Annotated in this window: 13 protein-coding genes and 2 riboswitches; of the genes, 8 read left to right on the top strand and 5 right to left on the bottom strand. The window is 69.0% G+C overall.

Annotation, left to right across the window (positions count from 1 at the left end; genetic code table 11):
- Positions 1–4 precede the first annotated feature (4 nt).
- The 3 genes from CV1CTNOD_RS03470 to CV1CTNOD_RS03460 are packed head-to-tail and all read left to right on the top strand — an operon-like array spanning position 5 to position 5,330.
- Positions 5–1,453: a lysine N(6)-hydroxylase/L-ornithine N(5)-oxygenase family protein gene (locus tag CV1CTNOD_RS03470; protein WP_431607062.1), complete on the top strand. Its 1,449-nt coding sequence runs from the start codon at positions 5–7 to the stop codon at positions 1,451–1,453.
- Complete coding sequence (locus CV1CTNOD_RS03465) at positions 1,450–3,876, top strand: IucA/IucC family protein (RefSeq protein WP_131784709.1); 2,427 nt, start codon at positions 1,450–1,452, stop codon at positions 3,874–3,876. The genes CV1CTNOD_RS03470 and CV1CTNOD_RS03465 overlap by 4 nt, the downstream gene beginning before the upstream one ends.
- The gene (locus CV1CTNOD_RS03460; RefSeq protein ID WP_131784708.1) at positions 3,873–5,330 is read left to right on the top strand and encodes a glutamine synthetase family protein; all 1,458 of its coding nucleotides are present in this window, start codon (positions 3,873–3,875) and stop codon (positions 5,328–5,330) included. The genes CV1CTNOD_RS03465 and CV1CTNOD_RS03460 overlap by 4 nt, the downstream gene beginning before the upstream one ends.
- A gap of 446 nt (positions 5,331–5,776) precedes the next feature.
- Here the strand turns inward: CV1CTNOD_RS03460 and CV1CTNOD_RS03455 are convergent, their stop codons facing one another.
- On the bottom strand, positions 5,777–8,038 hold the full coding sequence (locus tag CV1CTNOD_RS03455; protein WP_131784707.1) for an MMPL family transporter: 2,262 nt from the start codon (positions 8,036–8,038) through the stop codon (positions 5,777–5,779).
- A gap of 109 nt (positions 8,039–8,147) precedes the next feature.
- On the opposite strand from CV1CTNOD_RS03455, the gene CV1CTNOD_RS03450 reads away from it, so the two are divergent.
- A complete protein-coding gene (locus CV1CTNOD_RS03450; RefSeq protein ID WP_131784706.1) occupies positions 8,148–8,891 on the top strand; it encodes a TetR/AcrR family transcriptional regulator in 744 nt (247 codons plus the stop codon).
- Positions 8,892–8,953: 62 nt separating this feature from the next.
- On the opposite strand, the gene CV1CTNOD_RS03445 is transcribed toward CV1CTNOD_RS03450, so the two are convergent.
- A complete protein-coding gene (locus tag CV1CTNOD_RS03445) occupies positions 8,954–10,159 on the bottom strand; it encodes an RNA-guided endonuclease InsQ/TnpB family protein (protein WP_131784725.1) in 1,206 nt (401 codons plus the stop codon).
- Between the two features lie 22 nt (positions 10,160–10,181).
- On the opposite strand from CV1CTNOD_RS03445, the gene tnpA reads away from it, so the two are divergent.
- Positions 10,182–10,598 (top strand): IS200/IS605 family transposase, encoded by a 417-nt coding sequence (tnpA, locus tag CV1CTNOD_RS03440; protein WP_131767768.1) that lies wholly within the window; start codon positions 10,182–10,184, stop codon positions 10,596–10,598.
- 154 nt (positions 10,599–10,752) lie between these two features.
- Here tnpA and CV1CTNOD_RS03435 read toward each other — a convergent pair whose 3' ends face one another.
- Positions 10,753–11,823, bottom strand: a complete 1,071-nt coding sequence (locus tag CV1CTNOD_RS03435) for a hypothetical protein (protein WP_131784705.1) — start codon at positions 11,821–11,823, stop codon at positions 10,753–10,755.
- A 1,128-nt stretch (positions 11,824–12,951) separates the two neighbouring features.
- On the opposite strand from CV1CTNOD_RS03435, the gene CV1CTNOD_RS03430 reads away from it, so the two are divergent.
- Positions 12,952–13,224, top strand: coding sequence for a hypothetical protein (locus CV1CTNOD_RS03430; protein WP_242606329.1), 273 nt, complete (start codon positions 12,952–12,954; stop codon positions 13,222–13,224).
- An 80-nt stretch (positions 13,225–13,304) separates the two neighbouring features.
- Entirely contained in the window at positions 13,305–14,021 is a 717-nt protein-coding gene (locus CV1CTNOD_RS03425) for a DUF5134 domain-containing protein (protein WP_131784704.1), read from the top strand.
- A 37-nt stretch (positions 14,022–14,058) separates the two neighbouring features.
- Here the strand turns inward: CV1CTNOD_RS03425 and gcvPB are convergent, their stop codons facing one another.
- Entirely contained in the window at positions 14,059–17,331 is a 3,273-nt protein-coding gene (gcvPB, locus tag CV1CTNOD_RS03420; protein WP_242606328.1) for an aminomethyl-transferring glycine dehydrogenase subunit GcvPB, read from the bottom strand.
- Between the two features lie 94 nt (positions 17,332–17,425).
- Positions 17,426–17,529: riboswitch (glycine riboswitch) on the bottom strand.
- 3 nt (positions 17,530–17,532) lie between these two features.
- Positions 17,533–17,631, bottom strand: a riboswitch (glycine riboswitch).
- A 167-nt stretch (positions 17,632–17,798) separates the two neighbouring features.
- Complete coding sequence (locus CV1CTNOD_RS03415; RefSeq protein ID WP_131784703.1) at positions 17,799–20,183, bottom strand: hypothetical protein; 2,385 nt, start codon at positions 20,181–20,183, stop codon at positions 17,799–17,801.
- A 352-nt stretch (positions 20,184–20,535) separates the two neighbouring features.
- On the opposite strand from CV1CTNOD_RS03415, the gene CV1CTNOD_RS03410 reads away from it, so the two are divergent.
- A complete protein-coding gene (locus CV1CTNOD_RS03410; RefSeq protein WP_242606327.1) occupies positions 20,536–22,830 on the top strand; it encodes a phage holin family protein in 2,295 nt (764 codons plus the stop codon).
- Positions 22,831–22,842: the final 12 nt, after the last annotated feature.

Below are 22,842 nucleotides of genomic sequence, written 5' to 3'. Positions count from 1 at the left end.
CGACCTGGTGGGCGTCGGGCTCGGGCCGTTCAACCTGTCGCTGGCCGCACTCGCCGACGGGCTGCCCGGACTGCGCACCCGGTTCTTCGAGGCCAGGCCCGGATTCTCCTGGCATCCCGGCCTGCTGCTACCGGGCACACGGCTGCAGGTGCCGTTCCTCGCCGATCTGGTCACCCTGGCCGACCCGACCAGCCGCTGGTCGTTCCTGTCCTATCTGCACGCGCACGACCGGTTGTTCCGGTTCTACTTCCACGAACGTTTCCACGTGCTGCGGCAGGAGTACGACGACTACTGCCGCTGGGTGGCCTGCGGCCTGGACTCCACGTGTTTCGGTACCCGGGTGGACGCGCTGCGCTGGCATCCGGACACCGGGCTGTTCGGGGTCGAGGTGAGCGTCCATGCCAATGGTTCGACGCGGACCCGGACGGTGCCGGCCCGCAACATCGTCCTGGGGGTGGGGACCGAACCGTCGGTGCCGGCGGTGCTTGCCGGACTGCTCGGACCGGAGGTGTTCCATTCCGCCGAGTACCGGATGCGGCGAGCCACGCTTGCCGGCGCCGCACACGTGACCGTCGTCGGCTCGGGCCAGTCCGGCGCGGAGGTCTTCACCGACCTGCTGCGCGCCCAGCCGGAAACCGGCCAGGCCCTGCACTGGATCACGCGGACGCCGGCCTTCGCCCCGATGGAGTACTCCAAGCTGGGCCTGGAGCAGTTCACCCCCGACTACGTCCGGTACTTCCACACTCTGGACCAGCCGACCAAGGACGCGCTCCTGCCCACCCAGTGGCAGCTGTACAAGGGCATCGACGCCGAGACGATCGCGGAGATCTACGATCTGCTGTACGAGCGGACCGTCGCCGGCGCATCCGTGAACGCGGCCCTGCTGCCCCATGTCACGATCGAATCGGGGATCCGGGCGGCGAACGGGCGGATCAGGCTGATCTGCCGGCACGTGCCGCAGGACCGTACGTTCACGGTCGAGACCGACCGGGTCGTGCTCGCGACCGGATACGCGGCCCGCCGGCCCGCCCTGCTCGATCCGGTCGCGGACCTGCTCGACCTTGACGACACCGGCCGGTACCAGGTGGACGCGGCCTACCAGCTCGCGACCGCACCGCAGGTCAGTGGACGGATCTACGTCCAGAACGCCGAACTGCACACCCACGGGGTCGGCACGCCAGACCTCGGCCTGGGCGCCTGGCGGGCCGCGGTGATCCTCGACGACCTGACCGGGGGATCGGCCTACCGCGTCCCAGAAAGATCGGCTTTCACGACCTTCGGGGTGCCTCCCGGTGTGCCGATGTCCAGCTCCGGTGAGCGTCCACCAGCTGCCGATTCGGCTGCCGATTCAGCTGCTGGCTCGGCAGCCGAATCGGCTGTGCGCCCGCGGCGCGGTAACGTGCCCACGCCGGCTGGCAGAGGTGTGCAGTGGACGGACGAGGGTGGATCATGAGCCGGCTGCGTGCAGTCGTGTCCACGACCGTTGCGATCGTTGCCGCGACGGCTGGACCGGGAACGTTCAGGCAGGGGGTGCCCGAACCACCGGACCCCCCGACCGATCCGGGGTCCTGGCCACAGCCGCGCCTGTGGCGGGCGGCCGGACGAGCTCTGCTGGCAAAGCTGATCGCGGAGTTCTCCTACGAGGAGCTCCTGCGTCCGGAACCCGCCGCGGACACCACGAACCCCGCGGACACCGCAAACTCCGCGGACCTGCCTTCGGTCGCGCCCACGGTGGCGCGCGTCGGGCGCGGCGAACCGTCCAACTACCGGCTGACCTGCGGTGAGGTCGCCTACACGTTCACCGCCAGGCGCGGCACGTTCGGCACCTGGTGGCTGGACGCATCCTCGCTGCGTCGCGAGGGTGAGCCGAGCCGGACAGGCGACCGCCCGGCACCCGCGGATGATCCGGTGCGCTTCGTCCTGGACGCCGCGGACCTGCTCGGCTGGCCGGACGACGTCACCGCGGATGTCGTCCGCGAGCTGACCGCGACCCACGCCGCGGACGTACGCCTGCTCGCCGGCGCCCGGTCGGCCACCAGCCTCGCGGATGCGGCCTACACCGAGCTGGAGGGCTTCGCCACCGGGCATCCGTGCATGGTCGCGAACAAGGGACGGCTGGGCTTCGGCCTCGCCGACGTGGACCGCTACGCCCCGGAGGCACGTAACCCGCTGAGGCTACTGTGGGTAGCAGTACATCCGGATCTGGCTACGTTCACGGCCGCCGGCTTCACGACCGCCGGACCATCCGGGCCCTCCGGTGGTTCGGCTGCCGGGCCGTCCGGTGGGCGTGACCCGGACACGCCCGGCGACGGCGTCCTGACCTCGCAGCGGCTGCTGGCAGCCGAACTCGACACGTTCACCCAGGTGGCGTTCGCGGCGACGCTGGCAACCCGGCTCGCCTTCACGGACGCCGACGCCGCCGACATCTACCCGGGCACAGGCAGTGACACAGGCACCGGCATGGACCACAACAGTGACGGCGATCAGGTAGGCGGGCCGAACACCGCTTCGACCCAACCATCCCTGCCCGCCAGGGACTACGTCTGGCTGCCGGTGCATCCCTGGCAGTGGGAGCACGTGATCGCGCCGCTGTTCGCCGCCGAGATCGCGACCGGCCGGCTGATACTGCTCGGCGAGGCACCCGACCGCTACCTTCCGCTGCAGTCCGTGCGCACCCTGGTGAACATCGACCGCCCGTCACAGCTCAACGTCAAGCTCGCCCTGATGATCCGCAACACGCTGGTGTGGCGGGGGATGTCAGCGGACGACGCCCACGCCGGCCCGGACACCTCCGCGTGGCTGGTCGGCATCCGGGACGCCGACGCGTTCCTGCGGGACGTCACACGGGTGCTTCCGCTGCCGGAAGTCGCCGGGGTCACCGTCACCCACGGTGCGTACGAGTCGCTGGCACGCGCGCCGTACCGCCTCCACGAACTGCTGGGCGCGCTGTGGCGGCAGCCGGTCGAGGCTCTGATCTCCCCCGGCGAGCGGGCCCGGACGTTCGCCTCGTTGCTGCTCGTCGGCTCCGAGGGCCGGGCACTGGTCAGCGAGCTGGTAGCCCGCTCGGGCCAGACGCCGCGGGAATGGCTGCGGGCGCTGTTGTCCTGCCTGCTGCCACCGCTGCTGCACTACCTGTACGTCTACGGTGTCGCCTTCACCCCACACGGCGAGAACGTCATCGTCGTTTTCGACGGCGGCGACGTCCCAACCCGGATCGCGCTCAAGGACTTCGGAGCCGACGTAGAGCTGGTCGACGTCGCCCACAGCGACACCGCCCGTACCGGCGCCGAACCCCCCGATGCCGAATCCGCCGACGCGGAATCCGCCGGTATCGACCGGCCCGGCCGGCCCGAACACGCGGATCCGCCGGAGGCCGTCGGGCGGTACCTGCGGCGCTGGCCCGCCTCCGACCTCGCCCATTCGATCCTGTCAGCGCTGTGCACGGGACACTTCCGGTTTTTCTCGGTTCTCGTCGAGGACCATCTCGGCGTCCGCGAGAAGGAATTCTGGACGCTGGTCCGTGCCGAGATCGAAAATTATCACCGCGGTTTTCCCGAATACGCCGACCGGTTCGTCCTGTTCAACCTGCTGGCTCCCACCTTCGACCGGGTCTGCCTCAACCGGGAGCAGCTCGCCGGAACCGGCTTTCACGACCGGCCCGACCGTGACGGCGGGTTCGACATCATGTACGGCCAGGTCGCCAATCCCCTGCACCTGGTGACAACTGACACCGAGACCCCCGACACCGCGACTCTGGAGGCCGAGACCATGGAGACCGAGACCATGGACATGAACCTCAGCGCCGAGACAGCGGACACCCAGGCGACGGGCGCGGGAGCACCCGCCCAGGCGCACGAAACCACCCTTCCGGCTTGAGCCTGCCAGCGCAGCGGCATCCGGGCGTCATCGGCATCGACGAACTGCGACGGCTCGCGGCGTCCCCGCAGTCTCCGGACGGCATCGACGAGGTGCTCGTGGGCCTTCCCGACCTGCAGGGACGCCTGCAGGGCAGCGGGACGTCGGTGGAGTACTTCACCGAGGACGTCCTCGCACGCGGCCTGCACACCTGTGCCTATCTGCTTGCCGTGGACGTCGAGATGGACACCGACTCCGGCTACGCCTTCGCGCCCTGGGACAGCGGCTTCGGGGACTTCCGGCTCGTACCGGATCTCGCGACCCTGCGCCGCGCTCCATGGAACTCCCGGTCGGCCGTTGTGCTCGCGGACGCCTGGTGGCCGGACGGCACCATGGTCCGCCTCGCCCCCCGGGCCATCCTGCGCGCGCAGCTCGATCGGCTTTCCGCCCGGGGACTGGCCGCGCTTGCCGGTACCGAGCTGGAGTTCCTGATGTTCACCGAGTCCTACCAGGAGGCGGCCGGGCGCTCGTACGGCGGTCTGACCCCGGCGTCCCGTTACAACGTCGACTACTCCCTGATCGGGACGTCCGGGATGGACGGACTGGCCCAAACGATCAGGCGGGCCATGGCGGGCGCGGGCGTGCGGGTCGAGTCGGCCCGGGCGGAGGTCCATCCGGGCCAGTACGAGATCGTGTTCCGCTACGACGACGCGATACGCACCTGCGACAACCACGTCCTCTACAAGACAACAGCGAAAAATCTTGCGGCGCAGGCAGGGCAGGCCGTGACCTTTATGGCGAAATACGATCAAGGAGAGGGAAACTCCTGCCATGTTCACCTGTCGCTGCGGGGGCGGGACGGCACGACAGTGTTCGCCTCCGGCCCGGCAGCCGGCGAGCGGGCACCGGGCGACCAAGCGCCAGGTGAACGGACGCCGGCCGGGAGGGCGGATCTCGCCGGCATGTCGGAACTGATGCGGTCGTTCGTGGCCGGGCAGCTCGCCTGCATGGCCGAGTTCACCCTGCTGTTCGCACCGACCGTCAACTCCTACAAGCGGCTCGCCCCGGGCTCGTTCGCGCCGACCGGTATCGCCTGGGGACGGGACAACCGCACCTGCCCGGTGCGGGTCATCGGCTCCGGCCAGTCGCTGCGGATCGAACACCGGGTGCCCGGCGGTGACGCCAACCCATACCTGGCGGTCGCCGGGATCGTCGCGGCCGGCCTGTACGGGATCGACAACGACCTTGCCCTGCCCGTGGCAACGGCCGGGAACGCGTTCACGGCGTCCGGGGTGCCGCGCCTGCCGACGACGTTACGGCAGGCGCAACAGCTGTGGCGTTCCAGCGACATCGCGCGGGCGGCGTTCGGCGACGATGTCGTCGACCATCTCGCGCACGCCGCCGAGGTCGAGCTCGCCTCCTACGAGACGACCGTCACCGACTGGGAACGCCGCCGAGCCTTCGAGCGCCTGTGAACCGCTCAGGTCTCCGGGTCGCTTCGTGGGGGCGGCCGATCCGTCCACGGCCGCCCCCACGAGCCGCGCGGCAGCATCGTCCAACCACTTCTGCCGCAAGATTCAGTTGGGTACCAGCCTCACCGCCGCACCCGGCGCCCCTGTATCAGCGGGTCGTCACCAACGAGCGCGGGCAACCGTATCTGCGGGAGAGCTGCTCACGATCGTCGCCAATCGTGTGTCCGGTTACGGTCCAGCGGGCCTCCGACGGCATTAAGGCTAGGACGTGAAACGAGGTCGTGACAAGGGCCGGCGATGCCCTCTCGATGGTTTTTTTCGCATTGCGACCGGTAACAGAAAACACCATGATGAGTATACCGATTTATTTTTCGGATTGTTTTACCAGTGCATGTCCGGCTGGTTCCCATATTCTCGGCAAGTGCACTATACGTAGCTTTCCGGCCGGGTCATCCGTCCACCAGGCCGATCCGGGCGTGCAGGGCCCGCAACGGCCGCGGCGCCCACCAGTTGGCGTTACCGGCCAACCGCATGAACGCCGGCACCAGCACCCCGCGGATCAGCGTGGCGTCCAGGACGATCGCCAGGGCCGTACCGATGCCGAACATCTGTATGAACGTGACCGACGACGTCCCGAAGGCCACGAAGGTCACCGCAAGCAGTGCCGCGGCGGTGGTCACGATCCGCCCGGTGCGGGCGAGGCCGGTGGCAACAGCCTCGGCGTTCGGGACGCCACGGTCATGCTCCTCCTTGATCCGGGAAAGCAGGAACACCTCGTAGTCCATGGACAGGCCGAACGCGATGCAGAACAGCAGCACCGGCATGGAGGTGTCCAACGGCCCCGGCAGGAAGCCCAGCGCCCCGGACAGGTGACCGTCCTGGAAGATCCAGACTGCGGCACCGAGCACGGCGGTCAGGGACAGCACGTTGAGCACCAGAGCTTTCAGCGGCATGACGACACTGCCCGTGAACAGGAAGAGCAGCACGAACGTGGTCAGTGCGATCAGCCCGGCGGCCAGTGGTAACCGCTGGGAGATGGTCTCCTTGCCGTCGACCAGCACCGCGGACGGGCCGCCGACGACCACGGACGTCCCGGCCGGAACGGGCCGCTCACGGACGGCCCTGGCGAGATCCTGCCCGGCCTGCGATGCCGGGTCGACCGAGGGGATCACCTCGAGATAGGTCGAGGTGGCGGCGGAGAACCGGGCGTCCGCGGCTGCGGCGGGCGCCGTCTGGCGACCCGCGGCATAGGTGCCGGCAGCGCTGTTCACCCGGGCCACGTTCGCCAGCGAGGACAGGTCGCGCGCGTATGCGTCCAGTGCGGGCCCGACCGAGCCGGCCGCACCCCCAGCGCCTGCGGCCACACCCCCGCTGCCTCCGCCGGAAGCACCGGTCAGCCCCTCCACGACGACGGTCGTGGCGGCAGCGGTGTCCGCGGAGAAGTCCGCCCGGATGGCGTCGCCGACCCGCCGGCTGGAGGCGCTGTCGTGCAGCACCCGGTCGTCCGGGGTGCCGAAGGAGACGTGCAGGAAGGGGATGCCCAGCGCCAGCAGCAGGGCGATGGCGGGTACACCGACGAGCACCGGCCGGCGCATGACACCGGATGCGACAGCACGCCAGGCGGGTGATTCGGACGTCTCCTGGGGGCCGGTCGCCCCGCCGACGGCCCGCCGGCGGCGGATCAGCCCGATTATCCCGCTAGCCCTGAGCGCGTTGACCCGCGGACCGAGAAGCATGAGCACGGCGGGCAGGGCCACGGCAGCGGTGAGGACCGCGAAGATCGTCACGGCGATACCGGCGTAGGCCATCGACTTCAGGAAGAACGGCGGGAAGACCAGCATCACAGCAAGTGCCGCCACGACGGTTGCGCCGCTGAAAACGATCGTCCGACCGGCGGTCCGCAAGGTGGCCGCGACCGCGTCGGCGCGCTCCCGCCCCGCGGCGAGCTCCTCACGGAACCGGCTCACCATCAGCAGGGAGTAGTCGATACCCAAGCCCAGGCCCAGGGCCGTGGTGAGATTGACCGCGAAGATCGAGACGTCCGTGAGGCTGCCGAGGACGGACAGGATCGCAAGCCCGCCGAAGATACCGACCACACCGACGACAAGCGGCAGTAATGCGGCGACCACACCGCCGAAGGCCACCACGAGCAGCACCATCGTGATCGGGATGGCCAGCGACTCGGCTACGGCGAGGTCGGAGGTGACCTGGTCGTTGATGTTCTCGCCGATGGTGGCGAAACCCCCGGGAGTCACCGTCACCGGTCCGGGCGCATCGGCGGCCCGCTCGTACCGGCTGACGAGTTTCGCGGCCACGTCGTCGTCGTCCACGGAGGCGAGCACGAGGGCGTGTTTACCGCTCTCGGAGCGAAGGGGCGGGCCTCCGACGTCCCAGTACGAGACCACCCTGCCCACACCCGGCTCGGCCGCGAGCGTGCGGGCGACCTCCTTCCCGGCGGCCGTGACGTCGGGGGCGTCCACTGCCCCGGCGCGGGCCGTGACGAGGAGGACCAGGTTTGGCTGGCCGCCGAAACGTTCCTCCACCGCATGGTCGGCACGGGTGGAGTCCGACCGGGGATCATCGAATCCCCCGGTCTGCAGCTTGCCGAACGCGCCGACGCCGACCACGGCTGCCGCACCCACAAGCAGCAGGGTTACCAGTAGGACGAGCCTGGGACGGCGTGTGACCAGGCGCGCGAGGCTTGCGAACACCCGAACCTCCGGAGAGTTGTCATCGTTCTAGAGAACAGTGTTCGCATACACTAGACGCAGTCAAGACACCACATCGAAAAAGTTGACAGTGTTCACCTGACGAATCAGCATGGCCCACGTGACCCAGCCGGCCTCCAGACGCGAGCGCCTCCGCCTCGCCACCATCGACGAGATCAAACAGATCGCCCGTGGCCAGCTTGATGAGCACGGCGCGGCCGGGGTCTCGTTGCGGGCAGTCGCTCGGGCGATGGGGCTCACCCCGTCCGCCCTCTATCGCTACTTCACCAGCCGCGACGAACTGATCGCCGCGCTGATAGCCGACGGGCTCGACTCACTGGCCGACGCGTTGGAGGACGCCTTCGAGCTCGCGCCCACAGACGATCATGCCAGGCGGTGGCTTGACGTCACCCGCACCTACCGCCGGTGGTCACACGAACACGTGACCGAGTACATACTCATCTTCGGGACACTGGGGCTCGACTACACCCCGCCGGGGGATCAGCCGTGTGACGGTTGTGACGGCACGGAACGCTCGGTCACAGTGCTGTTCCGGTGCATGGCCGACGCGATCGACGCCGGGCTGATCGATCTGTCCCGGTTCGTTCGCGAACTCACGCCCGCACTGCGCGCCCAGCTTGAGGCATGGCGAGCCGATACCCACAACACGATCCCGCCGGCAGGGCTCGCCGCCTGCCTGATCGTCTGGACGCAGCTGCACGGGTTCCTGTCCCTGGAGCTGTTCGGCCATCTCCCATCCGCGATCAGTGACGCGAGCACACTGTTCGACCAGCAGATGCTCGACGTCCTGCTCCGGTGCGGCTACCAGGGCCCGGTCGACTTCACGACCGGGTAAGCAGGACCGCGATCAGCGAGATTGACATCCTCTCCGCTCTGAAGAGCGGAGATTCCCGCCTGCTACGCCGCTGTGGGCGTGGGCTTCGGGTGGGTTCCCGCTTCGCCGCGCGGCGCCGGCACGGGTGCCGGTCTTACCTGCGCTCCACGGACAGACACCGCCAGTCCGGCGGCCAGCGCGACGTTGACCGCCGCGTTCACATCCCGATCGTGCACCGTCCCGCAGACCGCGCACGTCCACTCCCGAACCGCGAGCGGTTTCGGCCCGTCCTTCACCCCGCAGGCCGAACACACCTGCGAGGTGGGTTCGAACCGGCCGATCCGGACGAACGTCCGGCCGTACCGGACCGCCTTGTACTCCAACATGGCGACGAACGCCGACCAGCCGGCGTCGTGGACCGACTTCGCCAGCCGGGTGCGGGCGAGTCCTTTGACCGCCAGGTCTTCCACGGCGACCGCTTGGTTCTCGCGGATCAGCCGTGTGGAGAGCTGGTGGTGAAACTCGCGCCGCGCGTCGGCCACCCGCGCATGCGCGCGTGCGACCTTGACCCGCGCTTTCGCCCGGTTCGCTGAGCCCTTCTTCTTGCGAGACAGATCCCGCTGCGCCTTCTTGAGCCGCTTCTCGGCCCGGCGAAGAAACCGAGGAGAACCGATCTTCGTGCCGTCCGACAGCACCGCGAAATGCGTCAGCCCAAGGTCGATGCCGATCTCGGCGGGCGTCTCCGGAAACGGGCTCTCCTCGCCGGTCTCGACGATGAAGCTCGCGAAGTACCGCCCCGCGCTGTCCCGGACCACTGTCACCGTGGATGGTGCCGAGGGCAGCCTGCGGGACCAGCGCACCTCGACGTCCCCGATCTTCGGTAATCGAAGCTTCCCGCCCGGGGTGAGCGACCAGCGGGCGTTCGCGGTGAACCTGACAGCCTGCCGGGTGTCCCGCTTCGACTTGTATCGGGGCGCGCCCATCCGGGGCCGCTTTCCCTTCAGCCCATCGAAGAAGTTTCGGTAGGCCGTGTCGAGGTCGCGCAGCGACTGCTGCACCACCACCGCCGACACGTCGGCAAGCCACGCCCGTTCCGGGGTCTTCTTCGCCTCGGTGATCAACAGCTTGGACAGGTCCCCGGTCTTCGGGAACGGCAGCCCCTGCGCCCGCGCGGTCTCCCGCATCCAAAGCGCGTCGTTGTAGACGACCCGAGCGCACCCGAACGCCCGCGCCAACGCTGTCCGCTGACCAGCACTCGGGTACAGGCGGAAGCCGTACCGAAGCTGCACGATCACAGCCTACCATTGGCTTATGGCTACCGATCCGGGCATCCGTACTGGCAGACACTGTGTTTTCGCGCTGCACGCCCACTTGGTTTTCGTCACCAAGTACCGGCACCGTGTGTTCGACGACCGGCACCTGACCCGCCTGGAAGAGATCATGCGGGCGGTCTGCGCCGACTTCGAGGCCGAGATGATGGAGTTCAACGGCGAACGCGACCACGTCCACCTTCTGATCAACTTCCCGCCCAAGGTCGCCCTGTCCCGACTGGTCAACAGCCTCAAGGGCGTCTCGTCCCGGCGGATGCGCCAGGAGTTCCCCGACCTGGCCCGCCACTACTGGCGGGCGAACCGGCTGTGGTCGGGTTCCTACTTCGCCGGGTCTGTTGGCGGCGCGCCGCTGGACGTGCTCCGCCGGTACATCGCCGAGCAGACCCGTCCGGTTTAGAGCACGCTCGGGCCTGGGGGCCCTCCCGCGCGGGCCTTCACCCCCGGCCTGAAGGCCGGAGCACCGGCCCGCAACCCGGTAGCAGCCAGGAGCCACGCGGGGTGACGGCCAGGAGTCGACCGGCCCCGGACGGCCGTCCGGGGCCGGTCGACCCTCACGCGGACGCCCGCATCCGGCGTTCGAGCGTCTTCAGCGCCGCGTGGCGTGCAGCTTTGATCTCGGGAATGCGCGCCTGGTAGGCCCGTGAGTTCGCCAGCGGCTGGTAGAAGCCGAGCCGGGGAACGAACGCCGTGTCGTCGTAACCGGTCGGACGGTGCAGCGCGTACGTACGCCCGGGGTAAAGCAGGTCGTAATTCTCGGCGATCTCCCAGACCGCCACCTGCGAGTCGATCCGGCGGCGGGCGAAGTAGGCCTCCAGCACGTCGACGGTAAAGCTTATCTCGTGGAACTGCTTGACAAGGTCGCGGTAGTCCTGCCCAACCTGGTATTTAACCGGCAACGCGACCTGAACGCATTCCAAACCGCCCAGGAAGTCCAGTGCGAGCACCTTCAGGGAGGTCTCCACCCCGTACCCGCGCGAAAAGGCCAGCGAGCTGAAGAGATCCGCGTCGATCACGAACTCGCCGATGAGCGGCTGCTGGGTGGCCGTGACGGCGGGGACGTAATGGGCCAACTGCTTGGAGAGCAGGGAGCGCAGCATCTCGGTGGTACGCCCCCCGGGCCGGCCGTCACCAGTCACCCGCTGAGAGCTGCCATTAACGAAGAGTGGCACGTCGCCGGTCGTCGCAGCCGCCGCAAGTAGGCCCACGGTATGCGGGTCGTAGTACTCCAGATCGGCGTCATGAAATACAAGCCGATCACCGAACGCCAGATAGGCGAGACTGCGCATTGCACCGGCTTTGCCGCCGTAGGAGGGCGATTCACGTTTCGCGTGACGTTCGATGACCGACCGCCCCCGGACGACCCAGCTTGCCCCCGCTTCCGTCGCTATACGCACCAAGTCGTGTTCGTCACCATCGGACGACGGATCGACGACGACACCGATTTCGTCCAGAACCCGACGTTCCCGCATCCAGTGCTGACGATTCAGGGCAACAATGTTACCCAGCGTCCGGGCCGCTTCCGGGCCACGTGCGGGGATGAGCAGGCTCAGGGTAATGCCTTTGCTGAGTTTACCGGCCTCGATGGCGTCGAGGTCGAAGGTGGTGGGGTCGAGCGTACGCACGGACGCCCCTCTCTCGTGAGCTTTCCATGAGAACTCCCCCCTTTACCCAATAGGCCGGAGACGACGCGATCATCGGTTCGGCACGCTGCCGGAGGCCCCAAGGAAGCCACACCGCCCCCACCGCAGCCGGGCCCGCCTTCCCCCGTCGCGCTATCCGTCCGGCCGGCACGGACAGCAGGTCATGACCTGCATTGACTTAAGACCTCTTCCGCGCCCCCTTGCCTCCGAACCGTGGATTCCGGCCAGGTGGCACATCCCGGCTCGCGTATTCCGCCAGCAGCCTTCAACATGGACGTAACAACGAGTTAGGGTAGTACCCTAACGTACGTTTACCAAGGCCTGTCAGGAAAAATCGTGACTATGGATACTATATGTGTGCGTAGTAGTACCTAACGTACCGCAGCGTCACGGAAGGCGACGATGGTGATTGCCTCCCACGAGGATGAGGGCACACGCGGCATCTCTGCCGGTGTGCGGCCGACCGGGTCCATCTGCCGGAGAGCTCCGTCTTGCGGACAGGAGCGAGCACATACGTCATCCTGACAACGTGTCGAGACAGCGGTGGTGGTGACAGGCTCAGGTAAAGACTGCCACGCCGCGGCACGCGCTCCTGGCAGGCACCGCCCCGACACGCACGACCGGGACACACAGCCGAGACGCACCGCGCGTCGCTCCCGGTACTCCTCGCAGCGCTCCTCGTCCTGGCCGGCGGTGCCTGCGGTGCCGGCTACGCCTCAAGCGACGGCTTCGTCTCGGCACCAACCCGCGCGACACCCCCGGGACGGCTTCACCCGGCCGTACGGCCGCGACCGGCACGTTGCCGAACTGGTCCGGCAACGGTCTGCAGTATGCCCAGGACACCGCGCAGGCAGCCGGCTTCACGAACCTGACCTCCCACGACGCGCTCGGGCGTGGCCGCAACCAGATCCTCGACTGATCGGAGATCCTGTCAGGGTGAGCGATGCACCGCGTCCTCGGCCGACAGCAAGGTTGCGGCCGACCAGCACGAATCGCCGCCGTGATTTCAGCGAAACACGCACGGGACGCCGTGAGGATCCTTACGCTGTGAGTGAACTGTTGGACAGGTTGACCATGCCGACGGATTGACCATGCAGGTGGGTGAGGACAGTGAGTGACGAAACTCCAGCAGGCACAGTGCCGGATGCCGGCGGGACGGCCCGGCAACACCTGGTGACCTTCTGCGGAAAGTGCAGTTGTGGATGTCCGCAGCTGTTCGTCGACCACGACGCCCCGGCCGAACGCCGGATCGTACTCGTGGACGACTTCGGCCAGCAGGTGCAGATGAGCGTCGATCAGCTGCATGCGATAATTGATCAGGCACAATCCGGAGAGTTGGAACGTATCCTCGATTCTGCCCTGACTGTGGCACCCGGTATCTAGCACCGGTATCAGATACCGGTATCAGATACCGGTAGCTGACCAGGACGCGTCCAACAGCCCCCGCGCGGGGGTTTTCCCGCGTGAACGTGAACCTCGGCATGACCAGGCGGCGCCGCATGCACCATTTACCGGGGGTCGCGGGATCAGTCAACACGGCCGCCGGCTCTCTTCGACTCGTCGCGTCGCTGGTGTTCACCGCCCTCGTGGGATTCCACGCCTGGATGTCGGCGCGGACAGCACGAACCGACGGAAGCCGGATTGCCGTACTGACCGAGACCGGCCACCTTCTCGTGGCAGCCGGCATGGCGTACATGTTCAGCCCGCCGGACTGGCAGGCCCACACCGCCCGGGTCATTGCCGGGTCCACGTTGGCCTGGGGTTATCTGGCCCTTTCGTCGGTGTTCCTGACCGCTAACGCGATCTGGGGAGGTGATCCGGGGCGCCCACGGCACCCGGCCACGCCCGAACACCACGACGCCGGTTCGGCCGGAGCCTGCTGCTGCGCGTTGCTCGCGATCGAGGGCCTGGCGATGGCGTACATGAACGCGCTGCAATGGTGGTCGGCGGACGACCTCACCATCGGCTTCTTCCTGCTTTTCGTGGCGGTGACCGTCCTCACGACGGCCACCCTGGTACTGCGCCTGGTGGCAGGGTCGTTCCCCGCCGGTGGGCCGGCCACCCGGATGGCCGGCCCAATCATGGTCAGCGCGCGTGGCGCATCCGTCCGCATCCACGGGTGCCGTCTGATCATGAGCGTCGGCATGGTCGCCATGTTCGCGACGGTCCTGACCTCCTGAGGCCTCGTGCTGATCCCTCATTAACCGCGCACGTCAGTTAGCCGCGCGCGTCAGCCGATACCGCCAGGATGTCGGGGTCGGCCGTTGCGTCGCCGGCAGGGACGACATCGTGGTCCGCGTACATCCCCACGGGCGGGCAGGTGCAGACCGGGTTGCGGTCACCGTAGGCGCCGTCGATCCGGCGTACCGGTGACCAGTACTTCGACTCCCGCAGGGAGGCGACCGGATAAGCCGCCACCGTGCGGGCGTACGGGTGCGCCCACTCGTCCGCCACCAGCATGGACGCCGTGTGCGGGGCGTTACGCAGGGGGTTGTCATGCACCGGCCAGGTGCCCGCGCCGACCAGGTCGGCTTCCCGCCGGATCGAGATCATCGCCCGGCAGAACCGGTCGATCTCGGTGAGGTCCTCGCTCTCGGTCGGCTCGACCATCAACGTCCCGGGTACGGGGAACGACATCGTCGGTGCATGAAAACCGTAGTCGATAAGCCGCTTGGCCACGTCGTCCACGGTCACCCCGGTCAGCTTCGTCAACGGACGCAGATCGAGGATGCACTCGTGCGCGACCAGGCCATCACGTCCGGTGTAGAGAACCGGGTAGTAGGATGACAGCCGCCAGGCGATGTAGTTGGCGTTGAGGACCGCCACCGAGGTGGCCCGGCGCAGTCCCCGCGCACCCATCAGCCGGATGTACGCCCAGGGGATCATCAGGATGCCCGCCGACCCCCACGGCGCCCCGGATATCGGTCCGACGCCGGTGGACGGCCCCGCCTCGGGCTGTAGCGGATGGTTGGGCAGGTAGGGCGCGAGCCGTTCGACCACCGCGACCGGGCCGACGCCCGGCCCGCCACCGCCATGCGGGATACAGAACGTCTTGTGCAGGTTCAGGTGACTCACATCCGCCCCGAATGCTCCCGGTTTGGCCAGCCCCACCAGGGCGTTCAGGTTCGCGCCGTCCACGTAGACCAGGCCGCCGCAGGAGTGCACCAGATCGCACGCCCGCCCGATGCCCTCCTCGTAGACACCATGCGTCGACGGGTAGGTCACCATGAGCGCGGCAAGCCGGTCGGAGTACGCGGACGCCTTCGCCGCCAGATCCTCCAGATCCACGTTGCCGTCGCTGTCGCAGGCGACCACCACGACCCGCATACCGGCCATGACCGCGCTCGCCGCGTTCGTCCCGTGCGCCGACGACGGGATCAGGCAGACGTCCCGGACCGGCCTGCCCTCCGAGGCATGATCGTGATGGTAGGCACGGATGGCCAGGAGCCCGGCCAGCTCCCCCTGACTGCCCGCGTTCGGCTGCAGCGACACCGCCGCGTATCCGGTGATCGCCGCCAGCCATCTTTCGAGATCGCGGATCAGCTCCAGGTAACCGGCGGCCTGATCCAGCGGTGCGAACGGGTGGATGTCGGCAAAGTCCGGCCAGGTCACCGCGGCCATCTCGGTCGTGGCGTTCAGCTTCATCGTGCAGGAGCCCAGCGGAATCATGCCGCGATCGAGGGCCAGGTCCTTGTCCGCGAGGCGGCGCAGGTAACGCAGCATCGCCGTCTCGGACCGGTGCAGGTGGAACACCGGATGATCCAGATAACGACTCGTCCGGGCCAGCTCCGCGGGGATCGCCCTGCCGCCACTGGTACCGACGCCGGTACCAGTGGCTTGGGTGGCCGCCATGGCCCGGCCGGAGCCACCGATACCGGAGCCGGAGCCCGGCGGCGTCGCGTTCCTCGTCCCGTTCCTCGCCGGACCTGCCGGCAGCGCAACCACCGGCAGCGGCAGCGGCGGGACCCCGAAGGCCGCCCACACCGCGTGCAGGTCGGCGTCCAGTGTCGTCTCGTTGCAGGAGACGCCGACGTGGTCGGCGTCGACCAGGCGAAGGTTCAGCCCGCCCGCGAGCGCCGCGGCGACCACCCGGGCCGCCTGGGACGGCACATGCGCAAGCACCGTGTCGAAGAAGCGGTCGTGGACGACCCGCACACCGCCGGCGCGAAGCCCCTCGGCGAGACGTACCGCATGGTCGTGCACCCGCTCGGCGATCCCCGCCAGACCCTGCGGACCGTGGTAGACGGCATACATCGAGGCCAGCACGGCCGGCAGCACCTGCGCCGTGCAGATGTTGCTGGTGGCCTTCTCCCTGCGGATGTGCTGCTCACGGGTCTGCAAGGCCAGCCGGTAGGCACGCTCGCCGTCGGCGTCCACCGACACGCCGACCAGCCGGCCCGGCAGCGACCGCTCAAGGCCTGCCCGCACCGCGATGAAACCCGCATGCGGACCGCCGAAACTCAGGCCCAGCCCGAACCGCTGCGTGCTGCCGACCGCGATATCCGCCCCAAGCTCACCCGGCGAGGTCAGCAACGTGAGCGCCAACGGATCGACCGCCACCGTCACGACGATCCCATGACCGTGGGCCCGCTCGATCATGTTGCGCGGGTCCCGCAGTGCGCCGTCGGCACCCGGGTATGCCAGCAGGACGCCGAACGCCGATTCGGCCAGGTGCTCCGGAAGGCCGGTCGACAGGTTCACGACCACCACGTCGACCCCCAGGGCCTCGGCGCGCGTGCGGACCACCGCGATCGTCTGCGGCAGCGTCCCGGCGTCCACGACAAACCTTGTCTGGGGCTTCTTGGCGGCCCGCCGGGCAAGCTGCATGGCCTCGGCCGCGGCGGTCGACTCGTCCAGCAGCGAAGCCCCGGCCGTCGCCAGACCGGTCAGATCCGCAATCATGGTCTGGAAGTTGAGCAGCGCCTCGAGACGTCCCTGGGAGATCTCCGGCTGGTACGGGGTGTATGCGGTGTACCAGGCCGGGTTCTCCAGGACGTTGCGCTGGATCACACCGGGCATCACCGCCGGGTGGTAGCCAAGACCGATCATCGAAGGCACCGGGCGGTTACGGCTGCCCAGCCGCCGGAGCTCGGCCAGCACCTCCGGCTCGCTCACCGCGGATGGCAGGTCAAGAGCATCGTCGCGGATCACTTCCGGCACCGCGGCTGCGACGAGCGCATCGAGGTTGGTATAACCGAGCCCGTCAAGCATCTTCCGGCGCTCACCCGCGTTCGGCCCGACATGCCGATCGACGAAGGTCACCGTCTCGACGATCACCGGCTCGCCGGCCACCGGCCCGGTTCTGCGCACCGCCGCCCCGGCCGGAGGCGATCCGGCATCCCCCGCGCGTGACCGGGCCGATGCGGGCTCGGTCTGCCGGGGCTGCGACGACGGCACAGTCACCGACCGGTCGGCCGTGGCGGGCCTCCCACTGCTTCCGTTCGTACGGCTGGTACCACCAAGACCACCTGCATCACCCGATGAGGACATTGCACCAGCAGCGGAGGAAGTGGGTATGTGCACGGTCGATGCGCTCCAGAGATCGGGCGACTCGGCGTGCGCGCCGGCCGCGACTGACCTCCCCCTCTGTACATGTGCCTGAGAGCTTCACCCGTTGCACCGGCCCGCAGGCCCGTTCGCGTGGGCTTTCACCGTCGGCGGGACGCTGCGGGCGTCCGCTTTCCAGAGCTGCCTGACCCGGCGGTTTCTCCAGCCTGAGAGTGTATGGGGAGGTCTTGCTCCTTCGGCGCCACGGGCTGAGGTGCCGTGGACTCTCCCGCGCGGGCGTGAGCGGCATCGATGTTTAGTTGTCCATCTGAACTGAATCCTAGGGTCGGCGGTCGCCAACCGCCAACCCCCGGGCCCGGGCGTGGACCCGTTCCACCGCAACGACGGCCGCCGTGCGCTCTCGGAGAGCATGCTCTGACATCCAGGCAGGTCGGGGCAGGCCGGCGCGGCTACCGAATCAGGCGGCGGTTGAGCTCCGCGACGGTCGGGACGAGGTCGCCGATGGTGGCGAAGTCCACCGCCACGAACGTCGGCATCCGCCCCTGCCTGCGCTGGCACGCTCTGACCTGGTCGAGCACGGATGCCCGGCGGTTCACCACGGCCGCGTCCGCGCGGCTGCTCGCCGTCCGGGTGATCCAGTGGTTGATCAGTACCGGCGCGGGCTGGCCCGGACCACGGCCGAGCCGGCAGTCGAAGCCGTCGGGCGAGGACACGTCCAGGGCCGTGTCAGCCGCGTACCGGAAGAACCTCCGGTAGAAGGTGCCCGGGACGTCGGCGTTCTCCGCGAACACCACCAGTCTGCGGTTCTTCTCGACCATCGAGCCGAGTGACGGCCAGTCACCGCCGGTCTCCTTGGGTGGGGTGAACACGTAACGCCCGAGCCCGGCCCGGCCGAAGGCCCTCATCACCTCGGACGCGGGCGCCGCGTCCTGGACGATCAGGGTCACCACCTCGGTCGGGTTCGCGTCGAGCCAGGCTCGCAACCGGGCCAGCTCGGTCTCCAGGTCGAGCGCGCCGAGCTGGCAGATGTTGTGGCAGAGCCACAGTCCCGGACGGCTGGAACGAGCACCGCGGGTGAACGGCTCGAGGGTGGCGCGCTGGTCCGGCGGCAGACCGCGCAGGAACGCCTCCACGTCCTGCGGCGGCGTCCAGTGATGGACGTCGACGAGCAACGCGCGGATGCCTGCGTTCAGCTGGCCGATCAGGTCCGGATCCTGCGCCGCGCCCAGGAAACGCGCGTCGCTGGAGGCCATCGAGTTATGCGTCGCGGGGTACACGACGTCGGTGTAGTGGCGGTCGCAGAGCAGGTCCGAGCCGTTGCAGTACCTGGCGGCCGGGGTGACCGGCAGGGGCATGACGATCCACAACAAGACGATGATCGTCGTCGAGGTGACCGCCAGCGTCCACCAGCGCTGCCGGCGCGCGTTCACCCGGACCAGCGTCCGCGCCACGGACGCGACCACTGTGGCACCGGCGGCGGCCACCAGCGGCATCGCCGCGAACCCGAGCCAGTGGCTGCGGACCTGGCCGACCATCGCCGAGGATATATCACCGATCATCGCTCGTACGCTTACCGGCAGCGACGAAGACGGGCCGGTAAGCGCCGCGAACGGGTCACCGACCAGTGCTGTGAGCACACCCCCGGCAGCCAGCGCGGACGCTCCGGCCGTGGCAAGCCCCACCACGACCAGGCGCAACCCCGAGCCACCGTTCCTGGTGATGACGACGGATCCGGTCGTGAACGCCACCAGCGTCAGACCGGACAGCACGCCGGCGGCAAGCAGCACACCCGACGAACCGAGGTCGTGGACGGCACGCACCGCGGCGGTACCGGGGGATTCGGGCAGCCCGGCGAGCGCCGGCCCCAGGTCGATGGTCGTACCACCGCCGACCCGCCGCCGCAGGTCGGCGATTGCGGCCTCGTCGCCATCGAAGACCAGCGGACCGGCGACCACCAGCGCCGAGGTGAGATCACCGGCCTGCATGAGCGTGACGAGTTGCTCGTGCACGGCCTGGCGTTCACCCGCGTCCAGCCGGCCCGCCCGGTCGAGGATGACGTCGGCCACCTGGTCGGCCTGCCGGGGGGAGAGGCGGATCGAGGTGATCGACGGCACGGACACCGGCGGGCGTCCCTGGGAGAGCTGGTCGAGCGCGTCGAGCAGACCGATGGTGAACCGGCTCACATCGTCCACCGGGTACGTGCTGGCGCCCGACACCTCGTCGGCCAGGTACGTGCTGGCGAGCTGGGAGATGTTGGCCAGCACCGGGCGCAGGTCGATGCGCAGATAGAGCGTGTCCCCGTTGCCGCGCAGGTAGCCCGCGGTACGGTCCGCCAGGCTTGCGGCCACCCCCTGCAGCGACGACGGGGGGACGACCACCCGCAGGTTCGCGGTCAGCAACGACTGGTCCACGGGGAGACCGGCGAAGAGCTGACCGGAGATTTCGACGATCTGCGGGTCGGTCAGGACCTGGCTGTAGAAGCGCTCGTACACGTCGGCGTCGGCGAGCACCCGCTCGTAGTAGCCCGGCTGCTGCACGGTCGCGTGGACGGTGAGCAGGGCGACGGTGGCCGGCCAGCACAACGCCGCGACCATCACGACCACCACCCGCAGCAGGCGGTCCCACCGGTGACGGTGGCGACGGGAACCGGCGGCCCGACGGAGGCCGCAGCGGCCGGTCACCCGGCCCGGGCCGTCCTGCTGACAGCCGGCCCCGGGGAAGGCGTCCCCCTCGCGGGCGTCCCCCTCGCGGATGTCCTCCTCGCAGGCGTCCTCTCCGGGGCGGGAAACCGGAACCGGCCCATGCCTACCCGCCTGGACGCGCGTGTGGCTCACCGCGCCTCCCGCCTGCCTCGCCGTCCCGTTTACCGGACCTGACCACCTCGCTGTGCACCGGCTCGCAACCGGCGCTTGTTCTCATGGTGCGTGATCGAAGTGTCTGCGATGGGCGGAAGGTGGTGATCGAGTGAGCTGTGCAACAGCCGGATCACTCCGCCGGGGAACATTTACCCGAAATGCACCTCGGCATCACCTTGTCGAGCACAGGCGCGTCCCGCGCGGGACCGCGGCCCGCGGGCATGCCCGTCCGCCCGATACCGGTCGCCATCGCAACCACCCGGTGCACATCCGGTGGATGGCCATGCAACGATCAAGTAATCGCCCGCCCGCCGGTTAGTCTGCGCTGGTCATGGTTGTGGGTCGCACCGGTGCCGGCGGCACCGACACCGGCATGCAGGCGCGCCATGCCCGGCCCGGCTACGGTCGCAGGCGACGACTCGCTGTGATCGGAAGGCTGCTGCGGGGACGGTTGCGTCTCGCCGGCATCGTGCTACGCGACATGAAGCCGACGCCGCGGCGGCTCCTGCGCGTCGCCCGATCAGTCGTGGCAAGCGGGCTTGCGCTCGGCCTCTCGCTGGAGTTCCTGCCCGGTATCGAGGTCAACGGCTTCGACGCGCTGATGCGCCTGGTGGCCATTCTCGCCTTGGTGGGCGCGGTGCTACGGCCCGTGCTCGTTGCCCTGGCGGTCGCCCTCGGTGGAATCGCCGTGCTGTTGATCGGCCTGTTCGCGCAGACCCTGGTGATCTACGTGGCTCTGCGCATCGAACCGGACGTGATCTCCAGTAGCTTCGGCGCGGCCGTCGGGGTCGCCTGGGGCACCGCGGTGATCTCAGCGGTCGTCGGCTGGCTGGCCGACGCCGGCAGCGACGAAACGTTCATCGGCGAGGTCATGCGGCAGGTCGCCCGCTACGGTGGCGGCGACGGCAGCCCGTTCGACGGTCCAGGCGTCGTCATCGTGCAGATCGACGGGCTGTCCGCGCCATTGCTGCGGTGGGCGGTCACGGCCGGGAACCTGCCCACGTTGAGCCGCTGGGTCCGCTCCGGCTCGCACCGCTTCGTCGAGTGGCACACCGGCATGCCGTCGACGACCCCGACCAGCCAGGCCGGCATCCTGCATGGCGCGTCCAGCCATGTCCCCGCCTTCCGCTGGTACGACAAGGCCGCGGGCCGTCTCGTGGTCACCAACCGCCCGCGGGACGCCGCCGAGATCGAGCGGGGGTTCAGCAACGGCCGTGGCCTGCTCGCCGACGGCGGGGTCAGCATCAGCAACGTCTTCTCCGGCGACGCACCGCACAGCCTGCTCACCGTCAGTCAGGCCGGCCTGCCCGGGCGCCGGGCCCACGGCTACGCCTCGTTCGCGGCCAGCCCGCAGGGACTCGCCCGCTCGCTGGTGCTCACCATCGGCGAGATGATCAAGGAGGTGCACCAGGCCCGCAAGCAGCGCCGCGACAACATCTTTCCCCGCGTCCGCCGCGGTGGCTCGTACGTCGCGCTGCGCGGGCTGACCAACGTCCTGCTGCGCGACCTCAACGTCACGTTCATCGCCGAACAGATGGCCCGCGGTGTACCCGTGGTGTTCTGCGACTTCGTGGACTACGACGAGGTGGCCCACCACGCCGGGCCCAACCGGCGGGAGTCGTTGCAGACGCTGGAGGGCGTCGATCGGGTGCTGGCGATGCTCGAGCGGGTCGCCGCCGGTGTCGAACGCGCGTACGAGATCGTCGTCCTGTCCGACCACGGGCAGAGCCAGGGAGCGACATTCCGCCAGCGCTACGGACAGTCCTTCGAAGACACCGTCCGCGACCTACTGACACCGGGAGCGGCCGCAGCCGCCGCGACCGGGACCGCCGAGGACTGGGGCCCGGTGAACACCCTGCTCACCGAGGTCACCGGCGGCAGGGACGGTACCGGGGCGGGCCGGCTCATGCTGCGACGCCGCACCGACGACGGGCAGGTCACCTTCGGCCCGTCCCGCCTCGAGGTCACCCTCAACCCCCAGCAACCGGATCTCGTCGTGGTCGCGTCCGGGAACCTGGCCATGGTCTACCTGCCGCAGGTGGCCGGCCGCGCCGACCTCGAACAGATGGAGTTCCTGCACCCGGCGCTCGTGCGTGGGCTGATCGACCACCCGGGTATCGGATTCGTCGTGGTGCACTGCCCGGGGCACGGACCGGTCGCCTTCGGCGCCCGGGGCCGGATGTTCCTGGAAACCGGGGTGGTCGAGGGCACCAACCCGCTGCTCGGGTACGGCTCGCGGGCTGCCGCGGACCTGCTGCGCCACCAGCGGATGCACAACGTCGGTGACATCGTCGTCATGAGCCGGATCGACCCCGGCACCCGCGAGGTCGCCGCGTTCGAGGAGCTCGTCGGCTGCCACGGCGGGATCGGCGGGGACCAGACCCGGGCCGTGCTGCTGTACCCGGCGAGCTGGCCTGCCGCGGCCAACTCGATCGAGGGTCCGGACGCCGTCCATCACCAGCTCGTCCGCTGGCTGGAACGACTGGGGCTGCGACGCGACCCGCTGCCCACGGCCCGTCCCCCCGCCGGTCCCGACGCCGGTCCCGAGACCCCGCCGGCACGTCAAGATTCCGAGAACCCGGCAATCACGGAAATCACAGAAACCGCGGAAAATACGAAAATATAATCGACCGATCGG

The organism is Protofrankia symbiont of Coriaria ruscifolia (genome assembly GCF_900634745.1).
In the GTDB taxonomy this organism is placed as follows: Bacteria; Actinomycetota; Actinomycetes; order Frankiales; family Frankiaceae; genus Protofrankia; species Protofrankia californiensis.
The sequence above is the reverse complement of the archived record's forward strand: the minus strand, read 5'-3'. Positions and strand labels throughout refer to the sequence as shown.

Excerpts from the sequence above, each read along its gene's own strand:
- CV1CTNOD_RS03410 (WP_242606327.1), top strand. The coding sequence starts at position 20,536 with ATGGTTGTGGGTCGCACCGGTGCCGGCGGCACCGACACCGGCATGCAG.
- CV1CTNOD_RS03450 (WP_131784706.1), top strand. The coding sequence starts at position 8,148 with ATGGCCCACGTGACCCAGCCGGCCTCCAGACGCGAGCGCCTCCGCCTC.
- CV1CTNOD_RS03465 (WP_131784709.1), top strand. The coding sequence starts at position 1,450 with ATGAGCCGGCTGCGTGCAGTCGTGTCCACGACCGTTGCGATCGTTGCC.
- tnpA (WP_131767768.1), top strand. The coding sequence starts at position 10,182 with ATGGCTACCGATCCGGGCATCCGTACTGGCAGACACTGTGTTTTCGCG.
- gcvPB (WP_242606328.1), bottom strand. The coding sequence starts at position 17,331 with ATGTCCTCATCGGGTGATGCAGGTGGTCTTGGTGGTACCAGCCGTACG.